This is a genomic window from Microcoleus sp. AT3-A2 (assembly GCF_036705685.1).
In the GTDB taxonomy this organism is placed as follows: Bacteria; Cyanobacteriota; Cyanobacteriia; order Cyanobacteriales; family Microcoleaceae; genus Microcoleus.
Window position 1 is genome coordinate 1 of record NZ_JAUBVF010000084.1, and the last position, 21,380, is coordinate 21,380.

Here is a 21,380-nt window from a genome sequence, read left to right on the forward strand (position 1 = left end):
TTAAGACTGAGATGTGCATATTTAAATAACGACATCAAGCTCGGTATTTCTGCTTAGTTAAAAAGCGGGATGCTCCCTCGCTGATGTTACTCATAACCTTGATATTCGTCGCATCGCCAATCCGACAGAGGCAGATTTCCAACGCATTGCCAAATACAAAAAAGTCCTTAGTCAGTTGCGTGCCGCCCTGAAATAATTATTAACCGCAAATATCCGCGTTCATCCGCGTTCATCTGCGGTTAAAAAATCAAATCCTAAGCCATCACCATTCCCCCATCCACATTAAAAACCTGCCCCGTTATATAAGCCGCCGCCGCATCCGCCGCCAAAAACTTGACCATCCCCGCAACTTCCTCAACTTCCCCATATCTCCCCAAGGGAATATATTTCAAAATCTCATCAGACTTGACATCCTTAGTCATATCTGTAGTGATAAAACCCGGTGCAACTGCATTCACAGTAATCCCGCGACTGGCCAACTCCTTCGCCACAGTTTTAGTAAACCCAATTACCCCAGCCTTCGCCGCACTGTAATTAGCTTGTCCGGGATTGCCCATTTGTCCAGCAACCGAAGCAATATTAATAATTCGGCCGCTTCGCTGTTTCAGCATGATTTTACTGGCAGCCTTCGCACACAAAAACACGCCGGTTAGATTCAAATCAATTACCGCTTGCCAATCTTCCAACTTCATCCGCAGCAGCAAAGTATCGCGATTAATGCCGGCATTGTTCACCAAAATGTCAATTCGTCCCCATTTTTCCATGACATTACTGGTGAGTAAATCTACTTGGTCAGTTTTCGAGACATCTGCTGCAAGTGCCACAGCTTCTCCTCCTGCTGCGACTATTTCTGCTACCACCTCATCAGCAGCAGCACTCGAACTCGCATAGTTGACGGCGACTTTAGCGCCTTCTGCTGCTAGTGTTAAAGCAACGGCGCGGCCGATTCCCCGCGACGCACCGGTCACGACAGCAACTTGACCCCGCAATCTCTGAAAAGTCTCTGGTAATAGTTCCATAATTGTATCCTCGCAATCTACCAGAGAATTTTGCACTAAAATCGAGCCAGAACCCAAAAAATTATTTTGTCTTATGGCAGTTCAAAAACAGTTCAGCAGTTTTGAAGAGTTACTATCGGGCTCTGACTTGCCCGTGTTGGTGGATTTTTACGCTACTTGGTGCGGGCCTTGTCAGATGATGGCACCGATTTTGGAACAAGTGAGTGGTCAATTGAAAGACAAGCTGATGGTTGTCAAAATTGACACGGATAAGTACGAACAGTTGGCGTCGCAGCATCACATTTATGCTTTGCCGACTTTGGTGTTGTTCAAAAATGGCGCTGAGGTCGATCGCATTGAGGGAGTTATGCAACCGGCGCAGTTGATCGATCGAGTGCAACCTTTCTTGTAACCGGAGTCAATTATCTCGCACGTAGGGTGTGTCAGCCCATATCTGATTAATTATGAATAAGATAACCCTAGTTGACGCACCCTACGTATGAAGACTCCCAGCCACGCTATTATCAATCTGGCAATTCTCGGCACACCGCAACTGCCGCAAGCTAATCTCATTATTGTGATCGGCGGAATTTTGCCGGATATTCCGATATTTTTATTTTACTTTTGGGCGAAATACATTGCTCGCTTGCCCGCAGCTACAATTTGGTCAAAAGCATATTATGAGCCTTTTGTGCAAAATATTGTGGCTCTGTTTCATTCTATACCTCTGGCGGTTATTGGTTTGCTAATTGCTTATTACTTTGGCTGGCAAAGTGTGCAAATTTTGTTTATGAGCATGATACTGCACTCTCTGGGAGATTTGCCTGTCCACAATGACGACGCTCACCGGCACTTTTTTCCGTTTAGCAATTACCGTTTTATTAGCCCGTTTTCTTATTGGGATAGGAAGCACTACGGTTCAATTGTTTCTGTGGTTGAAATGTTGTTGGTGCTGCTGTCAACTTTCCGGGTTTTTGGTTTTGTTAATTCTTATGCTGGAAAAACGTTGTTAATTTTGGTGAATGGTTTTTACTGGGCTGGCGCGGTTTATTTTCAGGTGCGAGATTTATTTAAATTCACTTCCCAAAGATGAAACATGAGCTCAAAATTACCAATTAGCAATGAGGAATTAGCAATTACCATATTGTTAACTTCGCCGAATATTAAAACAACACCAATCTTGGCGCTTCCACAGAGTAGCGACAATCCAGCCATGCTGTTCGAGAGTGTCAGCAATTGGCTTAGCTTGGTCGAGCAAAATGCCGCTGAGCACGCCCCAAGTAGTTGGTTTGCTAATTGCAGTGAAATGCGGGATTAAATCAATGATTACTTCTGCTAAAATGTTGCAGATCAAACCGTCGATCGGCTCATCTACCATTTCTTTCAAGCGATCGATACTGCCGAGCTCTGCAACCAACTGCTGAGAATTAATGCGGTTGAGTAGTCTGTTGCTAATGGTCGATCGCACTGCCAAAGGATCAGTATCCAAAGCATAAACTTTTGTAGCGCCCAACAACACCGCGCCGATCGACAAAATACCCGATCCGCAGCCGATATCAGCAACTACGCACTCTTTGTCATCAAAACCGAGACGCATTTCCAGCGACTCCAGACAAAGTTGAGTAGTAGCGTGAGCACCAGTACCGAAAGCTACACCCGGATCTAAACGCAAAATGACGCGATCGGTATCAGTTGGTAGGGGCAGCCAGGCGGGATTAATTAAAAAGCGATCGCCCACTTCTTGAGGCTGCCAGTGCTCCTTCCAAGTGCTGCCCCAGTCTTCATCTTCAATCAAATCCCACTGCATCGCAGGTAGGGGCAAACCTGCACACAGAGCATCTTGGCGCAGCCACAGAGACAGAGCGGCCAAATCCAGCAATCCTGCCTGTTCTTCGGGCAAATAAGCCGACATCAGGCAGGAATTGCTTTTGAGCTCAGTAGCAGTTCCCCGACAGTTAAATCGTTCCAGACGCCAAAAGATGATATCTTCCAGCGCCGGATCGCAAAGAATTCTAATTTCCCACCAGCTATGTGCCATAACGATTTTAGATTTTAGATTTTAGATTTTAGATTGGCCCAGGGGAACTGGAGACTGGGAACTGGGGAGTGAGGAAGGAGGATTGGCTAATAGAAAAATTCCCGCTTTCAGGCCAATGACCAATTACCAATTACCCATTACCAATTATCAGCCCTGGCATCCAAAATCTAAACTCCAAAATCCGTCAAAGATTTACCGTGTAAGCATCCCGAATTCCCGGAACTTTTAGGATCTCGGCCAGTATCCCTTCTGGTAGAGGGTCATCGAGGCTCAAAACCATCACCGCATCGCCTCGCACGATTTTACGGCCTACTTGCATACTGGCAATATTGACATTAAAACTGCCCAATTGGGAACCAATTTTGCCGATAATCCCCGGCATATCGCGGTGCAGGGTAAACAGCATATGGTGAGTGGGGGAAACGTTAACCGGGAAATCGTCAACGCTGGTAATCCGAATTTCGCTTTCGCCGAGCACTGCACCTGTCACGGTGTGTTCGCCGAGGGTTCCCTTGGCCGAGAGGTGCAGGGAGCCGGTGTAGTCGCGAATTGAGGCGTCTCTGGTTTCGACGACGCGAATTCCGCGTTCTTTGGCTTCAATGCTGGCGTTGACGTAGTTAACGCGCTCTCGCAGGGCTTGGGAGAGCAGGCCTTTGAGGGCGGCAACGACTACGGGCTGGCTTTGGTTGCTGGCCAATTCGCCTTGCAGTTGAACGTTGAGGTAATCGACTCGGCCTCCGGCTAGCTGGCTGACAAGGTTGCCGAGGGTTTCGGCGAGTTGCAGGTAGGGTTTGAGTTTTTCGATCGAGTCTGGGTAAATTCCTGGTATGTTGACAGCCGATCGCGCGGGCAGCCCCAACAGTACATCGCGAATTTGTTCAGCCACGTCGATCGCCACATTCACCTGAGCTTCCGCCGTCGAAGCGCCCAAGTGAGGTGTCAGCACGATGTTTTGGCCGACACTCCGCAGCGGGGAATCGGCTTCGAGGGGTTCGTGTTCGTAAACGTCGATCGCTGCGCCGGCTATCTGGCCTGATTTTATAGCTTCTGCGAGGGCTGCTTCGTCGATGATGCCGCCTCTGGCGCAGTTTATGATGCGGGCCGTGGGCTTCATTTTCGACAGCACTTCAGCGTTAATTAAGTGCAGGGTTTCCGGCGTTTTGGGGATGTGCAGGGTAATGTAGTCGGATTCGCGCATCAGCAGTTCGAGTTCTACCAAGCGGCAGCCCAACTGGTCGGCTCTTTCCGTCGAAATGAAGGGATCGTAGGCCAGCAGTTTCATGCCCATTGCTTTGGCTGCGGCGGCGAGGTGGGAGCCGATTTTGCCCAAACCGACGATGCCGAGGGTTTTTTTGTAAACTTCTACGCCGAGAAAGCGGTTGCGTTCCCATTTACCACCTTTGACGGATTCGTTAGCTTCCGGGATGTGGCGGGACATCGAGAGCATCATGGCGAGCGCGTGTTCGGCGGCGGCGATCGTGTTGCCTTCGGGAGAATTGACGACTACAATTCCTTTGCGGGTAGCGGCGGGTACATCGACATTATCTACGCCGACGCCGGCTCTGCCGATGATTTTGAGTAAATTCCCGGCTTCTATGATTTCTTTGGTAACTTGGGTGCCAGAACGGATCATCAAAGCGTCGTAATCTGGAATAATTTTTACCAGTTGTTCGGCTGAGAGTCCTGTGTTTACGTCAACTTGCGCGACTTGGGAGAGGATGTCAATTCCGGCTTGGTCGATCGGATCGGATACTAGAACTTTAGGCATAGCAAGCAATTGAGTGCAATAGTAAAAATAGACCGAGCGTTGGCGAGCTCAAAGTGAGACTTATGACTTAGAGCAGTATCTAACAGCTCAGCTCAAGCTTGCCTTTGTGCAGTTTGAATTGTATCTGTATTCGGTCAATGTCGGCCGTTTTTTGCGTGAAATATTTCAGCTTTGCGGGCGATCGGACTCTCTGACAGTCTGAAAATCCCCCAAGTGCTTAGCTAGTATGTCTTTTCGGTCTATAATAGACTTTGGCTATTTCAGCCTAACTATCAGGAATTATTCTCAATGAATTATCTTATCGCCGTACTGCCCGATCGAATTCAAGCCGAAGCTGCCTACTGTGCTCTGGAAAAAGAAGGCTTGCCTATGAAGCAAGTGAGTATTTTGGGCCGCGGCTACAAAACTGCTGATGAATTTGGCTTGATCGACCCGAACCAGCAAGCGAAGAAACAAGCTAAACTCATGGCTATTTGGCTGATTCCCTTTGGCTTTATTGCTGGGGTTACTTTCAGCTTGATTACTGAGTTGAAGACTTTTGCCTGGGCGGGAGAAATTGGCGATCATGTGATCGGTGGTGTACTCGGTGCGATCGCCGCTGCAATGGGCAGTGTGTTTGTTGGAGGCGCGGGCGGTATGGCTTTTGGTAGCGGCGATGCTTTGCCCTACCGCAACCGTTTGAATGCGGGTAAATTTTTGATTGCGGTTAAGGGTACTGATGATTTGACTGGGAAAGCTGCGAAGATTTTGCAGCAGTTTAAACCGGAAAATATCCAAGGTTATACAGAGACTTAGTTATTTGTTTGTTAACAGTTGACTGTTGACTGTTGACTGTTGACTGTTGACATTCAACTCGTGTAATATTTGGAGGCAGTTATGGAATTACAAACTATCCCCCTACATTCTCCCCTAGAATTAACGCTGGAATTAACAGACGAGCAGTTTTTTCAGTTGTGTATTGACAACCGGGATTTAAGATTTGAACGGACTGCAACGGGAGAATTAATTATTATGCCGCCTGCGAGTAGCGATACAGGCAGACGGAATGCGGATCTAAGTTTTCAACTCGAAGGTTGGAGCAGTCAAAATAAGCTTTTGGGAATTGCTTTTGACTCTTCAACTGGATTTAAACTCCCCGACGGTACAGACATTTCTCCCGATGCTGCTTGGATGCGGCGCGACAGGTGGGATGCTTTAACTCCAGAACAGAAAGAGAAATTTGCGCCGATTTGTCCCGATTTTGTGGTGGAATTGCGCTCGACCACGGACTCCCTAGAAAAATTGCGGGCTAAAATGAAAGTGTATGTGAAAAATGGAGCGAGGTTGGGATGGTTGCTCGATCGCAAAAATAGAAAAGTAGAAATCTCCCGTCAAGGTTCAGATGTGGAAATTTTAGACTCGCCTGCAACTCTGTCCGGTGAAGATGTACTACCAGGTTTTGTGTTGGATTTAACTGATATTTTCTAAATTTGTAAGAAGACTCGGCGTTTGAAACCGCATCTATCAAGTCAAAATACGCAGAGGCGGGTTAAAGAGTAAAGAGTACAACTGGGGTAAAATTACGTTATTCTATTTAGTCGGCATCCAGCAGACATGGTTTGTATAAACCTGCTTTCAACCGCCGTCTTATCTTTTCCCACTCATTCATGGTATGATAGGCTGCCAAAGGTTGCGTTTGGTATGACCTATGAAAATCCTCCACGGGACTTGGATTCCTCAAGCAGAAGAAAATTTTATTCAACCTGGAACTTTTTGTCTTTGGGTTGAAACCACTCAAAAGAAAAAACAGCCTGCTAAGGTTCATCCCCGACAATTGGAGACGGCACAGTTAAGAGAGTTTCTAACGAAAGAAGCCGGGATTCAACTGTCAGCAGTCAGCAATACAAGTGCGATGGGGCGAGAATACGCGATCGTCCCTCGGTATTTTTTACTGCCCACTTCAGACAACCAGCCGTTGCCCTCTTTAGAGTTAGCGCGATATTTAGAGACAGAGTTACCCGAAACATTTGAGTTGGAGTATTGGCAAGTTGATTGTGTGTGCATCGCCACCCACACTTTGACTAAAGTATTGAACGATCTGCATTTTTTTGCCCTCTACGATATAGCAGAAGTTCAGTTTGGTTCAGACTTGCTATTTTGGTATCACTACACCCAAAATTTTAAGCAAATTGTTCTGAAAGATCATTATATTCCGGCGTTACGCTATCGAGAAACTGCTCCGATCGCGATCGCACCCATCGAAACATCCGAACCCGCTGAGAAAGCCACGCGCGGGCGTAAGAAAGCGGGCGAGACAAAAACCAAAACAACTGCAAAAACTCCAAAAACACCTGCCAAAATTGAACCCAGCTTTGAGATTTATCCGGGATGGGAAATTGTTTCAACACAGTATGAAACTGATTTACAACGCTATGTTGAATGGATGCCTTTAGTTTGTGTGTCCGGTTTTCGGAAGATCCAGCTACAAGATACACCAAAGTTCTACGATCGCGAACGCTTGCTGCGGCATTTTTCCGAGTGTGCGATCACGGAAATTGTCACTCAAACCCCCATCCCAGCATCGTTTGAAAAGAAGATTGCGGATTCTTTACTCCACATCTGCCTCAACCAAACACGAAAAATCGCGCGAGTAAGCCTTGATCAATACCGGCAATGGCAAACCTGGCGCGATCGCATTACGCGCAATCAATCTGCTGACTCATTCTCCCTCTGCTTTCAACTACAATCCCCCGAAAACCCCGAACAGCCTTGGGTTTTAGAGTTTCAGGTGGCTGCGAAAAAAGACCCATCTCTGCGGATGCCGTTGCAGGATTATTGGCGATCGCGATCGACTCAACAAAAACAGTTGCAAACACAATTCGGAGACAACTTTGAGCAACATTTGCTGACAAATCTCGGCTACGCTGCCCGCATTTATCCCCAACTTTGGCAAGGGCTAGAAACCGACAAACCCGTTAACATTACCCTCGGTTTAGATGATGCCTTCACCTTCCTAAGCGAGTCCGCTTGGGTATTAGAAGATGCCGGATACAAAGTGATTGTCCCCGCTTGGTGGACGCCGAAGGGACGACAACGGGCGAAGATTCGCCTGCAAGTCAAAGGGAAGGACAGCAAGAGCCCTGCAATCAAGGGCAAGGGATTGTTTTCGGCGGATTCCTTGGTGGAATATCAATATGAATTGGCGATCGGGGGTGAACGGGTTAGCGAACAAGAATGGCAGGCGTTAGTAAATAGCAAAACACCGCTGGTGCAGTTCCGGGGACAATGGATGGAACTGGACAAAGACAAGATGCAGGAGATGCTAAATTTTTGGCAAAAACATCGCGAAGAAAACCCCGATTTAAGCCTGATTGACTTTATGAAGTTGACGGCAGAAGGAGAAGCGAGCGAACAGTTGGAGGTTGAGCGCGATCGGGCTTTATCCGATATGTTGGAGAAGCTGAACGATAAGAGTCGGTTAGAGTTAATTGCAGATCCAGCAAAGTTTCAAGGCAAGTTACGGGATTACCAAAAGCGCGGCGTTTCTTGGTTGAGTTATTTGGAAAGTTTGGGATTAAATGGGTGTCTTGCCGATGATATGGGTTTGGGTAAATCGGCGCAGGTAATTGCTCGATTATTGCAAGAGCGGGAAGTTTTATCTACTACAAAAGAGACAGAAAAAAAGACAGAAAAAGCGATCGCACCTTCGGTTCTACCCACGCTGCTAATTGCGCCCACATCCGTAGTTGGTAACTGGCAAAAGGAAATGGAAAAATTTGCTCCAGAATTGCGATCGCTGATTCACCACGGCCCTCAACGTTTGCAAGATGCCAAAGCATTTAAAGCCGCCGTCCAAGATTGTGATATGTTGATTACTTCCTTTACCTTGGTGCGAAAAGATGAGAAGCTGTTGAGCAGCGTAGCGTGGCATCGCGTGGTAATTGATGAAGCCCAGAATATTAAAAATCCGAAAGCGGCGCAAACCAAGGCGATTTTAAAGTTACCCGCTACCCATCGACTAGCATTGACTGGAACACCGGTGGAAAATCGATTGCTGGATTTATGGTCAATTTTTAATTTCCTCAATCCCGGATATTTGGGAAAAGAGGCACAGTTTCGGAAGTTGTTTGAATTACCGATTCAAAAACATGGGAGTCGCATACAATCAGCCGCGCTCAAAAAATTAGTAGAACCTTTTATCCTGCGCCGTCTGAAAACCGATAAGTCGATTATTCAGGATCTCCCCGACAAAGTTGAGCAAAAGCTCTACTGCAATCTCACCCGCGAGCAAGCTTCGCTTTATGAAGCGATTGTGAAAGAGGTAGAACAAGAAATTGACGCGGCGGAAGGGATGAAGCGCAAGGGGATGATTTTGGCAACACTGCTGAAGCTGAAGCAAATTTGTAATCATCCGCGCCAGTTTTTGCAGGATGAAAGTGAGTTTACACCAGAGCGATCGCACAAACTGGAACGGCTGATCGAGATGATTGAGGAAGTCAAAGCAGAAGGCGAAAGTTTATTGGTATTTACGCAGTTTACAGAACTGGGAAGCGCGTTGGAAAAATACATTAAACAAACGCTACATTACAACACTTACTACATCCACGGGGGAACCAGTCGCGAAAAACGGGAACGGATGATTTCAGAGTTTCAAGATCCAGAGTCTGAACCTTCGGTATTTATTCTGTCACTGAAGGCCGGCGGTGTGGGAATTACACTGACAAAAGCCAATCACGTGTTCCATTTCGATCGCTGGTGGAATCCGGCTGTGGAAGATCAAGCAACGGATCGGGCGTTTCGGATCGGACAGCAAAAAAATGTGTTTGTGCATAAGTTTGTGGCAATTGGCACTTTGGAAGAAAAGATCGACCAAATGATTGAGGACAAAAAGAAATTGGCAGGGTCAATTATTGGTGCTGATGAATCGTGGTTGACTGAGTTGGATAATGAGGCATTTAAGAAATTAATTAGGCTCAATAAAAATGCGGTTCTAGATTAGGAGAAACAACATAAAAGAGGGAGAGGGGGAGAGGGGGAGAGAGGGAGAGGATTTTTGATTGTCATCGAAATATACAATTTAAATGCAGAACAGCTTATGTCACAATTTACTCGGACTTGGTGGGGCAATAAATTTATCGATGCGTTAGAAAGATTTACAGATTCTGGGCGGCTCGGACGCGGACGTTCCTATGCACGGAATGACAAGGTAAAAAGCTTTAAGATTAATGATGGCTTAGTGATGGCAGAAGTAAGAGGCTCGGTTAATCCTTATTTTGGGGTTTATAAGGAGCCTCTGTACAAAACTAAAATTGAGTTTGAGCCGATTAGTCAGGCAAAGTGGAAAGTGGCGATCGCCCAAATGGCATCAAAAGCCAGCTTCATTTCCCGGCTGCTGCTCAACGAAATGCCTGACAACATTGAAAATGCTTTCTCACCCCTCGGATTGCACCTTTTACCCAGCAGCCGCGAGGACTTTAAGACTACTTGCTCTTGCCCAGACTATAGCAATCCCTGCAAACATATTGCCGGGGTTTATTATTTGGTGGCGGCCGAATTGGACAAAGATCCATTTTTACTGTTTGAATTACGAGGGCTTTCTAAGGAAGTGCTGCACCACGAATTAGCAAAAACGCCTTTGGGCTTGGCGCTTTCTGCAGAGTTAACTGCTGATGCAGCGGCCCCTGTGGCAGTGGATTCCTATTACACGCAGGCGATCGCCAGTGAGGCGCAAACGGTCAGCCTGAAAGAGTTTTGGCATGGTGCGAAGCGATTACCGCAGACGATTGAGGTGGCAGCGCCAAGTGGGGTAAGTGCGATCGTGGTGAAGAAACAGGGAGATTTTCCACAGTTTTGGCACAAGGATGGTTCGTTTATTGAGGCGATGGAAGAACTGTATTTGCGGGTGAAGAAGAATAAGTAGTTGGGTGGACAATTTTTCTGCCATACTCGATCGATCTCTTGCAAAAACTTAAACTAGAAGACTTCATAGATTTGGTACAATAATCGTGCTCATCATATCAGCTTTACCAGCAACTAAAATCATAAGTTCGTTATTGGATTATCTTAGACTATAATTAAAGTAGTGTGACTGTTAAAAAAGTAGACTTTTTAGTTACAGCAATTTTTGGCAATTTCAAATTAGAATCTAGCATTAACTGATGTTACAAAGAGAAGAACTGTTAAAAGGCATTGAAAACCGCGAATGTGTGGCGCGGGCGATCGACCAAGCGGAACAAGCAATTAAAACTTGGGAAGTTACTCTGACTGATTTTCTGTCGCCTCCAGAATTGGCGGACACTCTGACAGTATTTAAGCGCTTAACAGATGTGGAATTAGTGGCTTGGGGCGGCTACCCGCAAGCTGAAAGACAAAGAATTGCGATCGCGCGATCGGATATCCCGATCGACTCTGCTAGCGTTAACGTTGCTGCGGTAGAAATCGCTGGCAATTTCTTGTTCGATACAGCTTCTCACCGCGACTTTTTGGGGGCGATGTTGGGTACGGGAATTGTCCGCGAGAAAACTGGCGATGTGATTGTTTTGGGAGAACGCGGCGCGCAAGCTATTGTCATGCCGGAGATGGTAGAGTATTTGGAGATGAGTTTGCAGCAAGTGCGATCGGTTCCTGTACAAACGCGGCGCATTGAGTTGAGCGAACTCAAAATTAGAGAACCCAAAAAGAAAGAAATGACAACCGTTGAAGCATCCATGAGATTGGATGCTGTCGCCTCGGCTGGATTCGCAATGTCTCGCAGCAAAATGGCAGATTTAATTGGCAGCGGCGACGTGCGAGTTAACTGGAAAGACGTTACTCAAGCTAGTTATAATGTCAAGTCTGGAGATTTAATTGCTGTTACGGGCAAGGGAAGATTGGAAATTGGGGAAGTTGCTGTTACTAAGAAGGAACGCTATCGAGTCCAGTTAACTCGATATTTGTAATTTATAGCCCAGAAACCGATTCTTTTCCGAGAATATGGATACACCGCCTAAAAACTGCGAAAAACTCGGTTTCTTTGGTTTCTTTGGTAGTCCTGGGCGCTTGCTCAAATTGGGGGAAATTCATTTGTTTGTGAGTGCGATTATTTGTCCACGGGCTAGTCTGTTTGTCCGCGAGTCCGCCAGGGGTTGAAACCCCTGTCTCATAGCTAAAGTCGGTTGAAACCGACTGAAGAATATGGTGAAAAATAATCGATTATGGTGACAAATACTTGATTGTTTATTTAATGTGCTTTTCAGTCCTCTTTTAGAGGACTTTCGCTATGAGACGGGGGTTTCAACCCCCGGCGGACTTGTGGGGTAGCGTCGGGTATTTTGGTAGCCCGAATGTGCGATCGACTTTTGGTAAAATTTGGGTTTTGGGCGATCGAATGTTTGTCCTTGGGTGGGGGCGGGTTTATTTATATTGTCAACGATCGCGATTATTCCTCTTTCGCCCGAAACACCTTTTCTACCGACTTTACCAAAAGTTCTCGTGGCATCAATCGAGGCATATTTGCAATGATTTGATTGGGAATTCCCCCTGTCACAACATTAGACTCATTTTTCTCTAAAGCTTTCAAAGCATCTCGCACTACTTCCGCCGCAGGAACGAGTTTTTGCCCGCTGCTGGATGCCATTGATTGAGGGAATTCAGCTACTGCGAAAAAGTCCGATTCAGTCGGCCCTGGACAAAGGCACAAAACGCCAATTCCTAAATCTTTGTTTTCCGCCCAAAGTGCCTCGCTGAAACTTAAAACAAAAGCTTTAGTAGCTGCATACATTGACAAGTACGGCATCGGTTGAAAAGCTGCGATGGAGGCAACATTGATGATACTTCCTGCTTTTCGCTGCCGCATTCCCTGCAAAAATAAGTGCGAGAGTTCAACTAATGCTACAATATTTAGTTGCACCATTGTTAGTTGTTTCGCAAGCGGGCGATCGGCAAAAGCACCGTAATCGCCAAAACCCGCATTGTTCACCAACAAATCAACCGTCCAACCTTTTTTAACAACCGTATCAAATACAGCATTTGTGGCTCCTGGTGCCGTCAAATCTTGAACGATAATTTCGACCAAAATATTGAATTCCTGTTTCAGTTGAGCAGCTAGCTGTTGCAATTTGTCTTCGGAACGAGCTACCAAGATTAGATTGTGCTGGCGTTTCGCTAATTCGGCGGGAAAGGCTGCACCAATTCCGCCAGAAGCACCAGTGATTAAAGCAGTAGCCATGAAGTTAATTCGGATTATTTGAGATAAACTTTATATATTTTAACAATTATTTCGACGGGAAACTTATAAAATAATTAAAAGGGAATAGGTGAGTTTTATGGCGCGTCTTACCGATCGAGCTTTTGAAATTTTGCGGGCAGAAGTTGACAAGTGCGCGGCGGCTGATAGTCTAGCCGGTGATGTCTACCGACGGATGGTAATCAAGCGGTTGGAGAAACTTCGATCGCAAAACGGCACTTTCGCGTCAAGAGAAGAAATCCGCGATACCTTTAAAGACGAATTTCCCAACTTCAGCGAACAAGCTCTCAAAGCTGCCGTAAAAGCCAACCGCCCGCCCGGATTGTTCGGTAAAATCATCTTTGCTGGGAGTTTGCTGGGAAGTGCTGCGGGGATAATTTGGCTGATTAACCTACCTTTTCCCATGATTCGCTGGCCCGTGGCGAAAACAATGCCGATATTATTGCTGCCGAGTTTTATGAGTATGGATCACAATTACCGGCAGGCGATCGCCCTTGTGGAACAATCCGATCAACTAATCAATAAAGCTACGGCTGTCGCTGATTTTGACTTGGGCGAAATTAAAGCAAAAGAGGCTCAAAAACACCTCGACGCCTTGCCGGTTTGGTTTTTAGGTTATTATCCACAAACCTACTGCTCTTTTTTCGGCTGCCGTTGGCGGTTTACAGTCGATGAATTTCAAGCCGCCCGCAAAAATGTCGGGCGGATGGAGGCTCAGATTTTCCAGCAAAAAAATGCTTTTACTCAGTTAAATCAAGTCGAACAAACTCTCAACGCGGCGAAACAGGAGTATCAGCAAGCCAAAACCGCTGCAGATAGACAAAAAGCAACGGTAAATTGGCAAAGTGCGATCGACCAACTCAATCAAATTCCCGCTGAAACCCTCGCCGGAGAAACGGCTAAGAAAACACTCAAAGCAGCAGAAAGAGACTTTCAAGCAATGGGCGGCGTCGCCACCGGTTCTGTGCAGGCTGACAACTTAATTGAAGCTGCCAAAGAATTTGCTCTCTCCGCCGCCGTCGCCTCCCAAAAACCTCCCCATCCCGCCGCACAGTGGGAGCAAATAGCACAATTGTGGCAAGAAGCTATTAACAGACTGAAATTGATTTCTGTCGATAACCCTGGGTATCTCGACGCTCAAACCAAACTCGCTCAATATCAACAAAATTTAGGAATTACCCAGATTAGACTGGAAGCAGAAAAAGATTCTGCAACAGCTTTGCAAGCAGCTAAAAGCTTGTTGGCAAACTTGCAAAAAGATGTGAATTCTCAAAATCCTGGTTACTCCCTCAGCCAGTTGCAACAAATTATCAATCAATTAGAATCCGTGAAACCTAGCACAACTGTTTATCCCGAATCCCAAAAATGGCTGCAATCGGCTCGCAAGAAACAGCAAGAATGGCAAAAAAATTAGCTGTTGACTGTTGACTGTTGACTGTTGACTAATGACTAATGACTAATGACTAATGACTAATGCCAACAACCAACTGCCAACTGACAACTGACAAATTACCAAGTCGGGTCAACATACAGATTAATTGTCACTTGCTTTTTCCCGGAAGGGATGCCGGAAATACAAGCACAAATCGTATCTCCGCCATCAATTTCTACTTCGCAAGCGTGACAAGAACCCATGAGACAGCCGGTAGGAATAGAAACCCCTGCACGTTTGGCTACATCTAGCAAAAGCTCTCCTGGTTCAGCTTCAACTGTCACGTTATCAGGTAAAAAACAAACTTTTGTCATTGAATTTGAACCTCAACTCTAACAAACAATAGTTAATAGTCAACTGTCAACAGTCAACTGTCAACAGTCAACAGTTAACTAATTAACCTAAAATATGCTTGATATCTAAATGCTTTTCCACTGTATCTGCTAGAGAGTCTAACAGAGTTTCTCGGTGTTCTCGGTAATTAGGAATACCTGTAGGCAATGCGCGGAGTCCCCGCTGCTGCCGCAAGTGATTTAACCAAGCTCGCCGCCAAGCTCCGTTGTCAAAAATGCCGTGCAGGTATGTACCCCAAATTGATTGAGAAGTATTGACAATGCCTAAACTAGCATCGTCAAATAGCGGTTGAGTCAAATCTGACTCTAGGATTTGCGTTTTTCCTTGATGAATTTCGTAACCGGAAACTGGCAAACCCGGTTGAGGATAATTAGATGTTACGATTCGTTGGCGCGCAATTTTGTTCGGTGCCATCGCAGTTTTCAAAGGCAGCAACCCCAATCCTGGAAATTCTCCCCTCTCTCCCTCAACGCCTTCTTTATCCGTGATACTTTCTCCCAGCATCTGAAAGCCGCCACAAACTCCCATGACTGTACCGCCAGCTACTAAATAATTTTGAATAGCTTTTGCCATACCTGTTTGGCGCAGCACCTGCAAATCAGAAATTGTAGTTTTAGAGCCTGGTAAAATCACGGCGTCTGGATGGCCTAAATGGTCTTTTGGGCTGACATATTTGACTGTGACGGTAGTTTCCGACTCCAGGGGGTCAAAGTCGGTAAAATTGGAAATTCGGGGCAGGCGGATGACCGAAATATTTATGTCGGTTTGAGAATTTGGAGAACGCCGATCGAGCAAATCGAGAGAATCTTCTGAGGGAAACACTTCGTCTATCCAAGGAATCACCCCAACTACCGGGATTCCCGTCCTTTCTTCTAGCCAAGTCAGACCCGGATCTAAGATCGATTTTTGTCCTCGGAACTTATTAATAATGAATCCTTTAATTAAAGCTCGTTCGTCTGGATCGAGCAATTCCAAAGTACCGATAATGTGAGCAAAAGCACCGCCGCGATCGATATCAACTACTAGCAAAGTTCGAGCCTTTAAATATTTAGCTACCCGCATATTTGTTAAATCGCGGTGTTTGAGATTAATCTCAGCAGGGCTGCCGGCTCCCTCACACACAATCATGTCAAATTCTTGGCTGAGAAATTCTAAAGATTCCCGAATAGCTTGCCAGCCGATATCGAAATACTGTTCATAATATTGAGATGCTCGCACATTTGCGATCGCCCGACCCTTGACAATTAATTGAGAAGTCATGTCTCCTTGTGGCTTGAGCAAAATCGGATTCATTTCTACCCAAGGTGCGACGCCCGCAGCCCAAGCTTGCACTGCTTGAGCGTAACCAATCTCTCCGCCGGCCGCTGTGACATAGGAATTCAATGCCATATTCTGACCTTTAAACGGAGTTACCCGCCAGCCTCGCCGAGAAAAGATTCGACACAACGCTGCAACGAGTAAAGATTTCCCTGCGTGAGATGTTGTCCCCACGACCATAATTGCTTTCATAATATTAAGGGAGAAGGAAGAGGGAAGTTCGGCAACGGATTCTGTAACGGATGTAACGGATGTAACGGATATAACGGATGTAACGGATGTAACGGATGTCAGGAAGAAGTAAAAAGTAAAAAGTAAAAAGTAAAAAGTAAGAAGGCAGAAGGCAGAAGGCAGAATCTAAAAAAATTCTGGTTTCTACCTTTTGTTTTCTGCCTTAAGATGACGGCTTATCTTCGTCGGATAGTTTCTCAGACTTGGATTCAGTGGCCGGTTTAGCAGTTTCGACTAGATTCGGATCGGGGTGATTCGGGGGACTCAATTCAGTTTGTTCTGCCTCAGAAGAGAGTTCTTCACCTGTTGATTCGATCGAGATCACTGATACTGAAACCGTTTCCACCTGCACGCTCAACCCAGGTTCTCCCGGTATTTCTATCTCTACAGGCGCTGCCATTTCCACCACAGTCATTTCTATCGATGCAGCAGGGGCTGTTGCTTCTGGTACGCCTGCTGCTTCCGGTTCACCAACTGCAGCCAGCGGTGTCTGGGCTTCGAGAGATAAAGTAGGGGCTGCTGCTTCCGGTTCACCAACTGCAGCCAGCGGTGTCTGAGTTTCCAGAGATACACCAGGGGCTTCTGCTTCTGGTAAGTCTGCTGCTGATTCCGGTTCACCAACTGCAGCCAGAGGTGTCTGGATTTGGGCGGACGATCGATCTTCGATCGAAGTTTCCCCTATTGTGTCAGAACTCGCGGTTTCTGTAGCCATCAACTCGGCCATTGCTTCAACATCGGTGGGAAAAGGCACTCCTTGGCTGGTTTCCACAACAGTGTTGGTGGTTTCGGCTGCCACTTCCGCAGCCGCCTCGGCTAATTCGGATTCGAGAATCTGGTCGATACCCGGTGCAGGAGTTGCCGTTATTTTAGATTCAGGTGCGATCGATTCTGGAGTCACAGAAGGTTTTGGCGTCTGCGGAGTTGCATCAGACTTGTTTTTACCCGCACCTCTTCCCAACATACCGCCGAGACTATTTTTGATATTGTCAAACAGACTTCCGAAACCGCCAGATTTTTTAGCTGGTTTAGGAGGAGTAGGAGGAGTTGGGGCCACCGCCGCCGCCGCTGCCGCCTGCGACTCTTTAACGGCTGTCCTCCATTCTGTTTCCTCGTCAAAATCATCTGCTTCTGGCTGCTGTTGAGGCTCTGGCGGAGCCTCTGCTGGCTCCACACTTGGTGCAACGGCTATTTCTGAAATTTCTAGAGGTAGAGGTAGAGGAGTGAAGCTGCTGGCTGCTGATTCTGCTGGGGGTTGTGAAGTCTCAGCAGCAGGAGTTTCGACTGAAAACACTGGTATTTCTGCAATTGCAGGTGGTTTTGAGTCGGGAATTTTCAAGTCTGGGGCGATCGCACTTTCGGTCGTCGGCTCGTCGATCGCACTTTCGGCAATACTTTCAGCTATGGGGGCAATCGCCGGCTGTTCCTCTAGCTTTACCTCGCCCTTATCCAGAGTGGGTGCTGGAACCACATCAGTTTTCGGTTTGGGCGATCGAACAAACTTAGGTTTTTTCGTCGCTGCGGGTTCTTTTTTCTTGGCAAACAAGCCAGTAAACGGCACGCCTGCTGCAGCCAAATTCGCCGACTGAGGAATCGGCGTTTGCTCAGCAACGGGCGTCACCTGCCGGCGCAAAGTCAGAGTTTCCCAGGCAAACCAGCCCAACATCGCTACGCCCGCCATTTGACCAAGCAGGAGAGCACCAGTAATTCGTCCCGCACAAGCCCATAAAATTAACGCATAAAAAAGCCCTACCCCGCTCCAGGTAAAATCACTTTTGCGGTGCACTTCTGGAAAAAAGAAGGCCGCCATGTAAATACTGAAGCTGCCTAGACCGACCGCTAACGCCAGAAAGTATGCAAGCATATTGTCGGTACCTCCGCTGTGTCAAATAACTTCTACGCGCTAATTCTACCTTTGAGAGAGACTCAACGGCTTCTTTCTCTAGGACAATTCTTGATTTGTAGGGAAGTTTGGCAAGGAAGCAGTGTAAGGAATTTAACACGTTCAACGGATGTTGACGCCAGAAGTGCGAGTCAAGATTTCCCACTCTCCCCCACCTCCCTAATGCCCATCACCCCCTATGCCCACACCCCCTATCCCCATCACCCCCTTCTCAGTGGTGATAGATGTCACTTAACTATGCCCGTGCGATCGCACCAAGCGACTGAGGATGTTTATATGTTGTAGGTGTAAGAGGAATTATGCCCTAGGGCGTATGTATTGGAGACAGTGCCATGTTAGAAAAACTATTATTAGCTGCCGGTTTAACCTTATCGCTCCACATATTTCCCGGACTCAGCACTTCCGCGCCGTTACCGAAAAATTTGGTATTGCGATCGAGCGATCGCCCGGCTCAAACCGTGAAACTTCCCCTCGTTTCAGTACCTGCAGGCATCAAGCCGAATGTCCAATCCTAATCATACGTGCCTAATCATACGTGCAAGTGCGATCGAACTTAGGCAGAGCCTCTATAATATTTTTTTCGAGTTCTTCTCTTTTCTATGTGAGTGTTGACAAATCATCAGTTTGTAGTCAGGGCTTTAGTCCTCATTAATATCACCTAATAAGGACTAAACCCCTGACTACAAACCGTAGGCTAATAATTAGTAGTAGATAGAACATTAATTCCCATAAAATACTCAACAAATCTCAACATTAGGCTTTCTTATAGAGACATTCAAACATTAAAAAACTTGGGGAACTTTGAGTAAAAGTTCAAAATAGATATATGATGTCAGATTGAGCTCAAAGCTAATAAGCACATTGACTATTAAATCAAGGAGAGTAAAAATGGGACTTAGCGATATTCTATTGAATGAAAACAATAGAGAAACTTTTGTGAATGACTGTGTGAAGTTGATAGACCAACAAGTGGCGACAGCGCCAGGATTGGGTGGTATGGCTCTTAAAGCTGCCTACTCTACTGTCAAGGGGATACGGGCTGACTATTGCGCCCAAGTCGTCGATCAACTTCTGCCCGAAATCTCGATCGCACTCGATCCGATGTGGGCTGAAGGGGTAAACAATGGCAACCCAGTAGAATATCTAGCCCAAAGAAAAGGTCAAGTAGCAGACGAATTGCTCCAGATAAGTGACAAAAGGGTCGAGAAAAGCACAAGAGCGATGGTTAAAGGCGCCTATGCCAAACTCCGCCCCTCAGCTAAGAATTACGTGGAAAAGGGAGTACCGGATTTAGCCGAAATTATTAATAAACATAGTGCGGCCTGATAAGTGAGCAACGGCTAAAAAACAGAATACCCCGATACCCGGCTTCTTCCAGAAATCGGGTGTCTAAAATCAGACTTATTCGGAAGTTTGTAGTTAGGAGGGAGAGTCCTAATTTTATGCTTATCCATTGCCAACTACCCATTGACTCGCCCCCAATATTTTCAACATCGCCTGTCCGGTAATTCCCAACCCCAAAAACATTACAAACATCGCACTAATCGCAGGCAGAAATTTGACTGCTGTTATCTGTTTGGGCAGTTTATCAAAATTCCGTTTGGCATAAACTAAGATTAATCCGATCGCACTCAGCACTAAAGCCAATCCCAAACTAAACGCTACCACTAGCGTCATTCCCAAACCAACATTGCCCAAAGCCGACGCGCTCAACAGCATCACCAAAGCGGAAGGACAAGGCAACAAACCGCCGGAAATCCCCAACGCTAATAAGCTTTTCCAAGTAATAGCAGAACCGTCAGCACCGGGAGGCAAATGCGAGTGAATCCGGCCGTCTCCGTGATCGTGGTAGTGGTGAGATATATCGGGTTTTACAGGCTTAAATTCTCGCTCCCAACTTCCTCTACTCAAAAGATTCACTGGTTCTTCATATTCCGCAGTAAAGACTTTAGTCCTTAGAAACCAGTTTTTATTAAAAATTTTAGTCTGGATTTTTGTGAGAACTTCCTTTTTTACTACCAACCTAGTCTTGATTTTTGAGAAAAGTAAGTTAAACCCGATGAAGGCTACTAATAAACCAGAGATTAAACTCAGCCAAGGATCTAATTTTTCTGGATCGATTAAGTTAGAAGCAAACAAAGTAATTCCGCCCACAGCAAACACGCCAGCAGTGTGAGTAATTGTAGTGGTCGCTGCTAGAAATAAAGCGTGTAGGGGAGTGGCCCGCGATCCCACTAAATAAGCGCCGACTATGGTTTTTCCGTGTCCGGGCGACATCGCGTGCACACATCCCCAAGCAAATGCTCCCGCTACTGCTAGCAGTAAACTCCAACCTGAATCCCAGATTGATTCGTTTCCTGCTGCTAACAAAAAGTCCCGGTTTTGCGGCGTAAACACAAAGCTTTTTACAGCACCGGCTTGCACAATCGTAGCTTGACAGCTAGCTGTCGGAACTCCGGGCAAAAACAGATTGTAATTAATCCGCAATTTCTCTGGTTTGGAGATGGAAATTGATTCAGGTAAACCGGGGGTTTTATCTTGAGAAGATGCGGGCCAGGTGTAGTCTAAAATTAAGGTGCTGTGGGTATTGGGCTGCTGGATAACGCTGGCGCTTTTAGCTGCTATTTCTAGCGGTTTTACTGCTACTGAGCCTTGAATGTTGGTACTGTTGGTGAGGCGAATTTGTTGGCTAAAAAACTTTTCTAGCTGTGTTTGGTGGCTGCGAACTTCAGCAGATTGTAGCTGGCTGTCTCGATTGTCGTCGGCGAAGTTTGTTAAGCCAGTTGGGAAAGTTAATGTTATTTCGGTTTGCAAATCGTTGACTACTATTTCTGCTACGGATAAGTCTGACCAGTGCGAGTAAACTGGGCGGGTTGAGGTTGTTAGTAACAAGGAAAATGTCAAGAAAAATAGGATAAATAATTTGGAAATTCGGTTCATTTTGTACTGCATAAATTCCTGTTTTTTTAGTTATTTTCGGATGAATTATTTGTTTTTGTTGTGATTTTTCCAGCGCGCTTACCCGCAAGGCCGCCGGGGATTGAAATCTCCGTCTCATAGCGAAAGTCGGTTAAAACTGAGATCTTGCACCATTCTCAATTAGCCATACTGCCAACCACTAACAGTGATGTCAAAACCC

General features: G+C 46.2%; 19 protein-coding genes. 11 read left to right on the forward strand and 8 right to left on the reverse strand.

Going from position 1 to position 21,380, the window contains the following annotated elements:
• Window positions 1–254: 254 nt before the first annotated feature.
• The gene (fabG, locus tag QUB37_RS27150) at window positions 255–1,019 is read right to left on the reverse strand and encodes a 3-oxoacyl-[acyl-carrier-protein] reductase (RefSeq protein WP_333168116.1); all 765 of its coding nucleotides are present in this window, start codon (window positions 1,017–1,019) and stop codon (window positions 255–257) included.
• Between the two features lie 73 nt (window positions 1,020–1,092).
• Here fabG and trxA point away from each other — a divergent pair, with 73 nt between their 5' ends.
• Window positions 1,093–1,410: a thioredoxin gene (trxA, locus tag QUB37_RS27155; protein WP_333168117.1), complete on the forward strand. Its 318-nt coding sequence runs from the start codon at window positions 1,093–1,095 to the stop codon at window positions 1,408–1,410.
• Between the two features lie 87 nt (window positions 1,411–1,497).
• Entirely contained in the window at window positions 1,498–2,091 is a 594-nt protein-coding gene (locus tag QUB37_RS27160; RefSeq protein ID WP_333168119.1) for a hypothetical protein, read from the forward strand.
• Window positions 2,092–2,145: 54 nt separating this feature from the next.
• Here QUB37_RS27160 and prmA read toward each other — a convergent pair whose 3' ends face one another.
• Both prmA and serA read right to left on the reverse strand, forming a co-directional pair.
• A complete protein-coding gene (gene prmA, locus QUB37_RS27165; protein ID WP_333168121.1) occupies window positions 2,146–3,036 on the reverse strand; it encodes a 50S ribosomal protein L11 methyltransferase in 891 nt (296 codons plus the stop codon).
• Window positions 3,037–3,220: 184 nt separating this feature from the next.
• The gene (gene serA / locus QUB37_RS27170) at window positions 3,221–4,804 is read right to left on the reverse strand and encodes a phosphoglycerate dehydrogenase (protein WP_333168123.1); all 1,584 of its coding nucleotides are present in this window, start codon (window positions 4,802–4,804) and stop codon (window positions 3,221–3,223) included.
• 288 nt (window positions 4,805–5,092) lie between these two features.
• On the opposite strand from serA, the gene QUB37_RS27175 reads away from it, so the two are divergent.
• The 5 genes from QUB37_RS27175 (at window position 5,093) to QUB37_RS27195 (ending at window position 11,721) form a co-directional block, all read left to right on the forward strand.
• Entirely contained in the window at window positions 5,093–5,599 is a 507-nt protein-coding gene (locus QUB37_RS27175) for a hypothetical protein (protein WP_333168125.1), read from the forward strand.
• 81 nt (window positions 5,600–5,680) lie between these two features.
• Window positions 5,681–6,271, forward strand: coding sequence for a Uma2 family endonuclease (locus tag QUB37_RS27180; protein ID WP_333168127.1), 591 nt, complete (start codon window positions 5,681–5,683; stop codon window positions 6,269–6,271).
• Window positions 6,272–6,491: 220 nt separating this feature from the next.
• Window positions 6,492–9,782: a DEAD/DEAH box helicase gene (locus tag QUB37_RS27185; protein WP_333168129.1), complete on the forward strand. Its 3,291-nt coding sequence runs from the start codon at window positions 6,492–6,494 to the stop codon at window positions 9,780–9,782.
• Between the two features lie 96 nt (window positions 9,783–9,878).
• Window positions 9,879–10,703, forward strand: coding sequence for an SWIM zinc finger family protein (locus tag QUB37_RS27190; protein ID WP_333168131.1), 825 nt, complete (start codon window positions 9,879–9,881; stop codon window positions 10,701–10,703).
• 238 nt (window positions 10,704–10,941) lie between these two features.
• Complete coding sequence (locus QUB37_RS27195; RefSeq protein ID WP_333057868.1) at window positions 10,942–11,721, forward strand: photosystem II S4 domain protein; 780 nt, start codon at window positions 10,942–10,944, stop codon at window positions 11,719–11,721.
• 479 nt (window positions 11,722–12,200) lie between these two features.
• Here QUB37_RS27195 and QUB37_RS27200 read toward each other — a convergent pair whose 3' ends face one another.
• A complete protein-coding gene (locus QUB37_RS27200; protein WP_333168133.1) occupies window positions 12,201–12,989 on the reverse strand; it encodes an SDR family oxidoreductase in 789 nt (262 codons plus the stop codon).
• A gap of 97 nt (window positions 12,990–13,086) precedes the next feature.
• On the opposite strand from QUB37_RS27200, the gene QUB37_RS27205 reads away from it, so the two are divergent.
• Window positions 13,087–14,421: a hypothetical protein gene (locus tag QUB37_RS27205; protein WP_333168135.1), complete on the forward strand. Its 1,335-nt coding sequence runs from the start codon at window positions 13,087–13,089 to the stop codon at window positions 14,419–14,421.
• A gap of 95 nt (window positions 14,422–14,516) precedes the next feature.
• On the opposite strand, the gene QUB37_RS27210 is transcribed toward QUB37_RS27205, so the two are convergent.
• The 3 genes from QUB37_RS27210 to QUB37_RS27220 all read right to left on the reverse strand — a co-directional run bounded on the left by QUB37_RS27210 (window position 14,517) and on the right by QUB37_RS27220 (window position 18,202).
• The gene (locus tag QUB37_RS27210) at window positions 14,517–14,753 is read right to left on the reverse strand and encodes a 2Fe-2S iron-sulfur cluster-binding protein (RefSeq protein WP_006634188.1); all 237 of its coding nucleotides are present in this window, start codon (window positions 14,751–14,753) and stop codon (window positions 14,517–14,519) included.
• 82 nt (window positions 14,754–14,835) lie between these two features.
• On the reverse strand, window positions 14,836–16,302 hold the full coding sequence (gene cobQ, locus QUB37_RS27215) for a cobyric acid synthase CobQ (RefSeq protein WP_333168137.1): 1,467 nt from the start codon (window positions 16,300–16,302) through the stop codon (window positions 14,836–14,838).
• Window positions 16,303–16,504: 202 nt separating this feature from the next.
• Window positions 16,505–18,202, reverse strand: coding sequence for a Ycf66 family protein (locus QUB37_RS27220; protein WP_333168139.1), 1,698 nt, complete (start codon window positions 18,200–18,202; stop codon window positions 16,505–16,507).
• 18 nt (window positions 18,203–18,220) lie between these two features.
• Here QUB37_RS27220 and QUB37_RS27225 point away from each other — a divergent pair, with 18 nt between their 5' ends.
• The 3 genes from QUB37_RS27225 to QUB37_RS27235 all read left to right on the forward strand — a co-directional run bounded on the left by QUB37_RS27225 (window position 18,221) and on the right by QUB37_RS27235 (window position 19,567).
• The gene (locus QUB37_RS27225; RefSeq protein ID WP_333141061.1) at window positions 18,221–18,526 is read left to right on the forward strand and encodes a hypothetical protein; all 306 of its coding nucleotides are present in this window, start codon (window positions 18,221–18,223) and stop codon (window positions 18,524–18,526) included.
• 47 nt (window positions 18,527–18,573) lie between these two features.
• Window positions 18,574–18,756, forward strand: coding sequence for a hypothetical protein (locus QUB37_RS27230; protein ID WP_333168141.1), 183 nt, complete (start codon window positions 18,574–18,576; stop codon window positions 18,754–18,756).
• A 373-nt stretch (window positions 18,757–19,129) separates the two neighbouring features.
• The gene (locus QUB37_RS27235) at window positions 19,130–19,567 is read left to right on the forward strand and encodes a DUF6918 family protein (RefSeq protein WP_333168142.1); all 438 of its coding nucleotides are present in this window, start codon (window positions 19,130–19,132) and stop codon (window positions 19,565–19,567) included.
• 120 nt (window positions 19,568–19,687) lie between these two features.
• Here QUB37_RS27235 and QUB37_RS27240 read toward each other — a convergent pair whose 3' ends face one another.
• Window positions 19,688–21,181 carry a HoxN/HupN/NixA family nickel/cobalt transporter gene (locus QUB37_RS27240; RefSeq protein ID WP_333168143.1) on the reverse strand — a complete coding sequence of 498 codons (1,494 nt, stop codon included), beginning with the start codon at window positions 21,179–21,181 and terminating at the stop codon, window positions 19,688–19,690.
• Between the last annotated feature and the right edge of the window lie 199 nt (window positions 21,182–21,380).

What these genes read in the sequence shown, in the direction of transcription:
- QUB37_RS27160 (WP_333168119.1), top strand. Translation starts at nt 1,498, where the DNA reads ATGAAGACTCCCAGCCACGCTATTATCAATCTGGCAATTCTCGGCACA.
- trxA (WP_333168117.1), top strand. Translation starts at nt 1,093, where the DNA reads ATGGCAGTTCAAAAACAGTTCAGCAGTTTTGAAGAGTTACTATCGGGC.
- cobQ (WP_333168137.1), bottom strand. Translation starts at nt 16,302, where the DNA reads ATGAAAGCAATTATGGTCGTGGGGACAACATCTCACGCAGGGAAATCT.
- serA (WP_333168123.1), bottom strand. Translation starts at nt 4,804, where the DNA reads ATGCCTAAAGTTCTAGTATCCGATCCGATCGACCAAGCCGGAATTGAC.
- QUB37_RS27210 (WP_006634188.1), bottom strand. Translation starts at nt 14,753, where the DNA reads ATGACAAAAGTTTGTTTTTTACCTGATAACGTGACAGTTGAAGCTGAA.
- QUB37_RS27190 (WP_333168131.1), top strand. Translation starts at nt 9,879, where the DNA reads ATGTCACAATTTACTCGGACTTGGTGGGGCAATAAATTTATCGATGCG.
- fabG (WP_333168116.1), bottom strand. Translation starts at nt 1,019, where the DNA reads ATGGAACTATTACCAGAGACTTTTCAGAGATTGCGGGGTCAAGTTGCT.
- QUB37_RS27220 (WP_333168139.1), bottom strand. Translation starts at nt 18,202, where the DNA reads ATGCTTGCATACTTTCTGGCGTTAGCGGTCGGTCTAGGCAGCTTCAGT.
- QUB37_RS27200 (WP_333168133.1), bottom strand. Translation starts at nt 12,989, where the DNA reads ATGGCTACTGCTTTAATCACTGGTGCTTCTGGCGGAATTGGTGCAGCC.
- QUB37_RS27235 (WP_333168142.1), top strand. Translation starts at nt 19,130, where the DNA reads ATGGGACTTAGCGATATTCTATTGAATGAAAACAATAGAGAAACTTTT.
- QUB37_RS27195 (WP_333057868.1), top strand. Translation starts at nt 10,942, where the DNA reads ATGTTACAAAGAGAAGAACTGTTAAAAGGCATTGAAAACCGCGAATGT.
- prmA (WP_333168121.1), bottom strand. Translation starts at nt 3,036, where the DNA reads ATGGCACATAGCTGGTGGGAAATTAGAATTCTTTGCGATCCGGCGCTG.
- QUB37_RS27180 (WP_333168127.1), top strand. Translation starts at nt 5,681, where the DNA reads ATGGAATTACAAACTATCCCCCTACATTCTCCCCTAGAATTAACGCTG.
- QUB37_RS27175 (WP_333168125.1), top strand. Translation starts at nt 5,093, where the DNA reads ATGAATTATCTTATCGCCGTACTGCCCGATCGAATTCAAGCCGAAGCT.
- QUB37_RS27205 (WP_333168135.1), top strand. Translation starts at nt 13,087, where the DNA reads ATGGCGCGTCTTACCGATCGAGCTTTTGAAATTTTGCGGGCAGAAGTT.
- QUB37_RS27185 (WP_333168129.1), top strand. Translation starts at nt 6,492, where the DNA reads ATGAAAATCCTCCACGGGACTTGGATTCCTCAAGCAGAAGAAAATTTT.
- QUB37_RS27230 (WP_333168141.1), top strand. Translation starts at nt 18,574, where the DNA reads ATGTTAGAAAAACTATTATTAGCTGCCGGTTTAACCTTATCGCTCCAC.
- QUB37_RS27240 (WP_333168143.1), bottom strand. Translation starts at nt 21,181, where the DNA reads ATGAACCGAATTTCCAAATTATTTATCCTATTTTTCTTGACATTTTCC.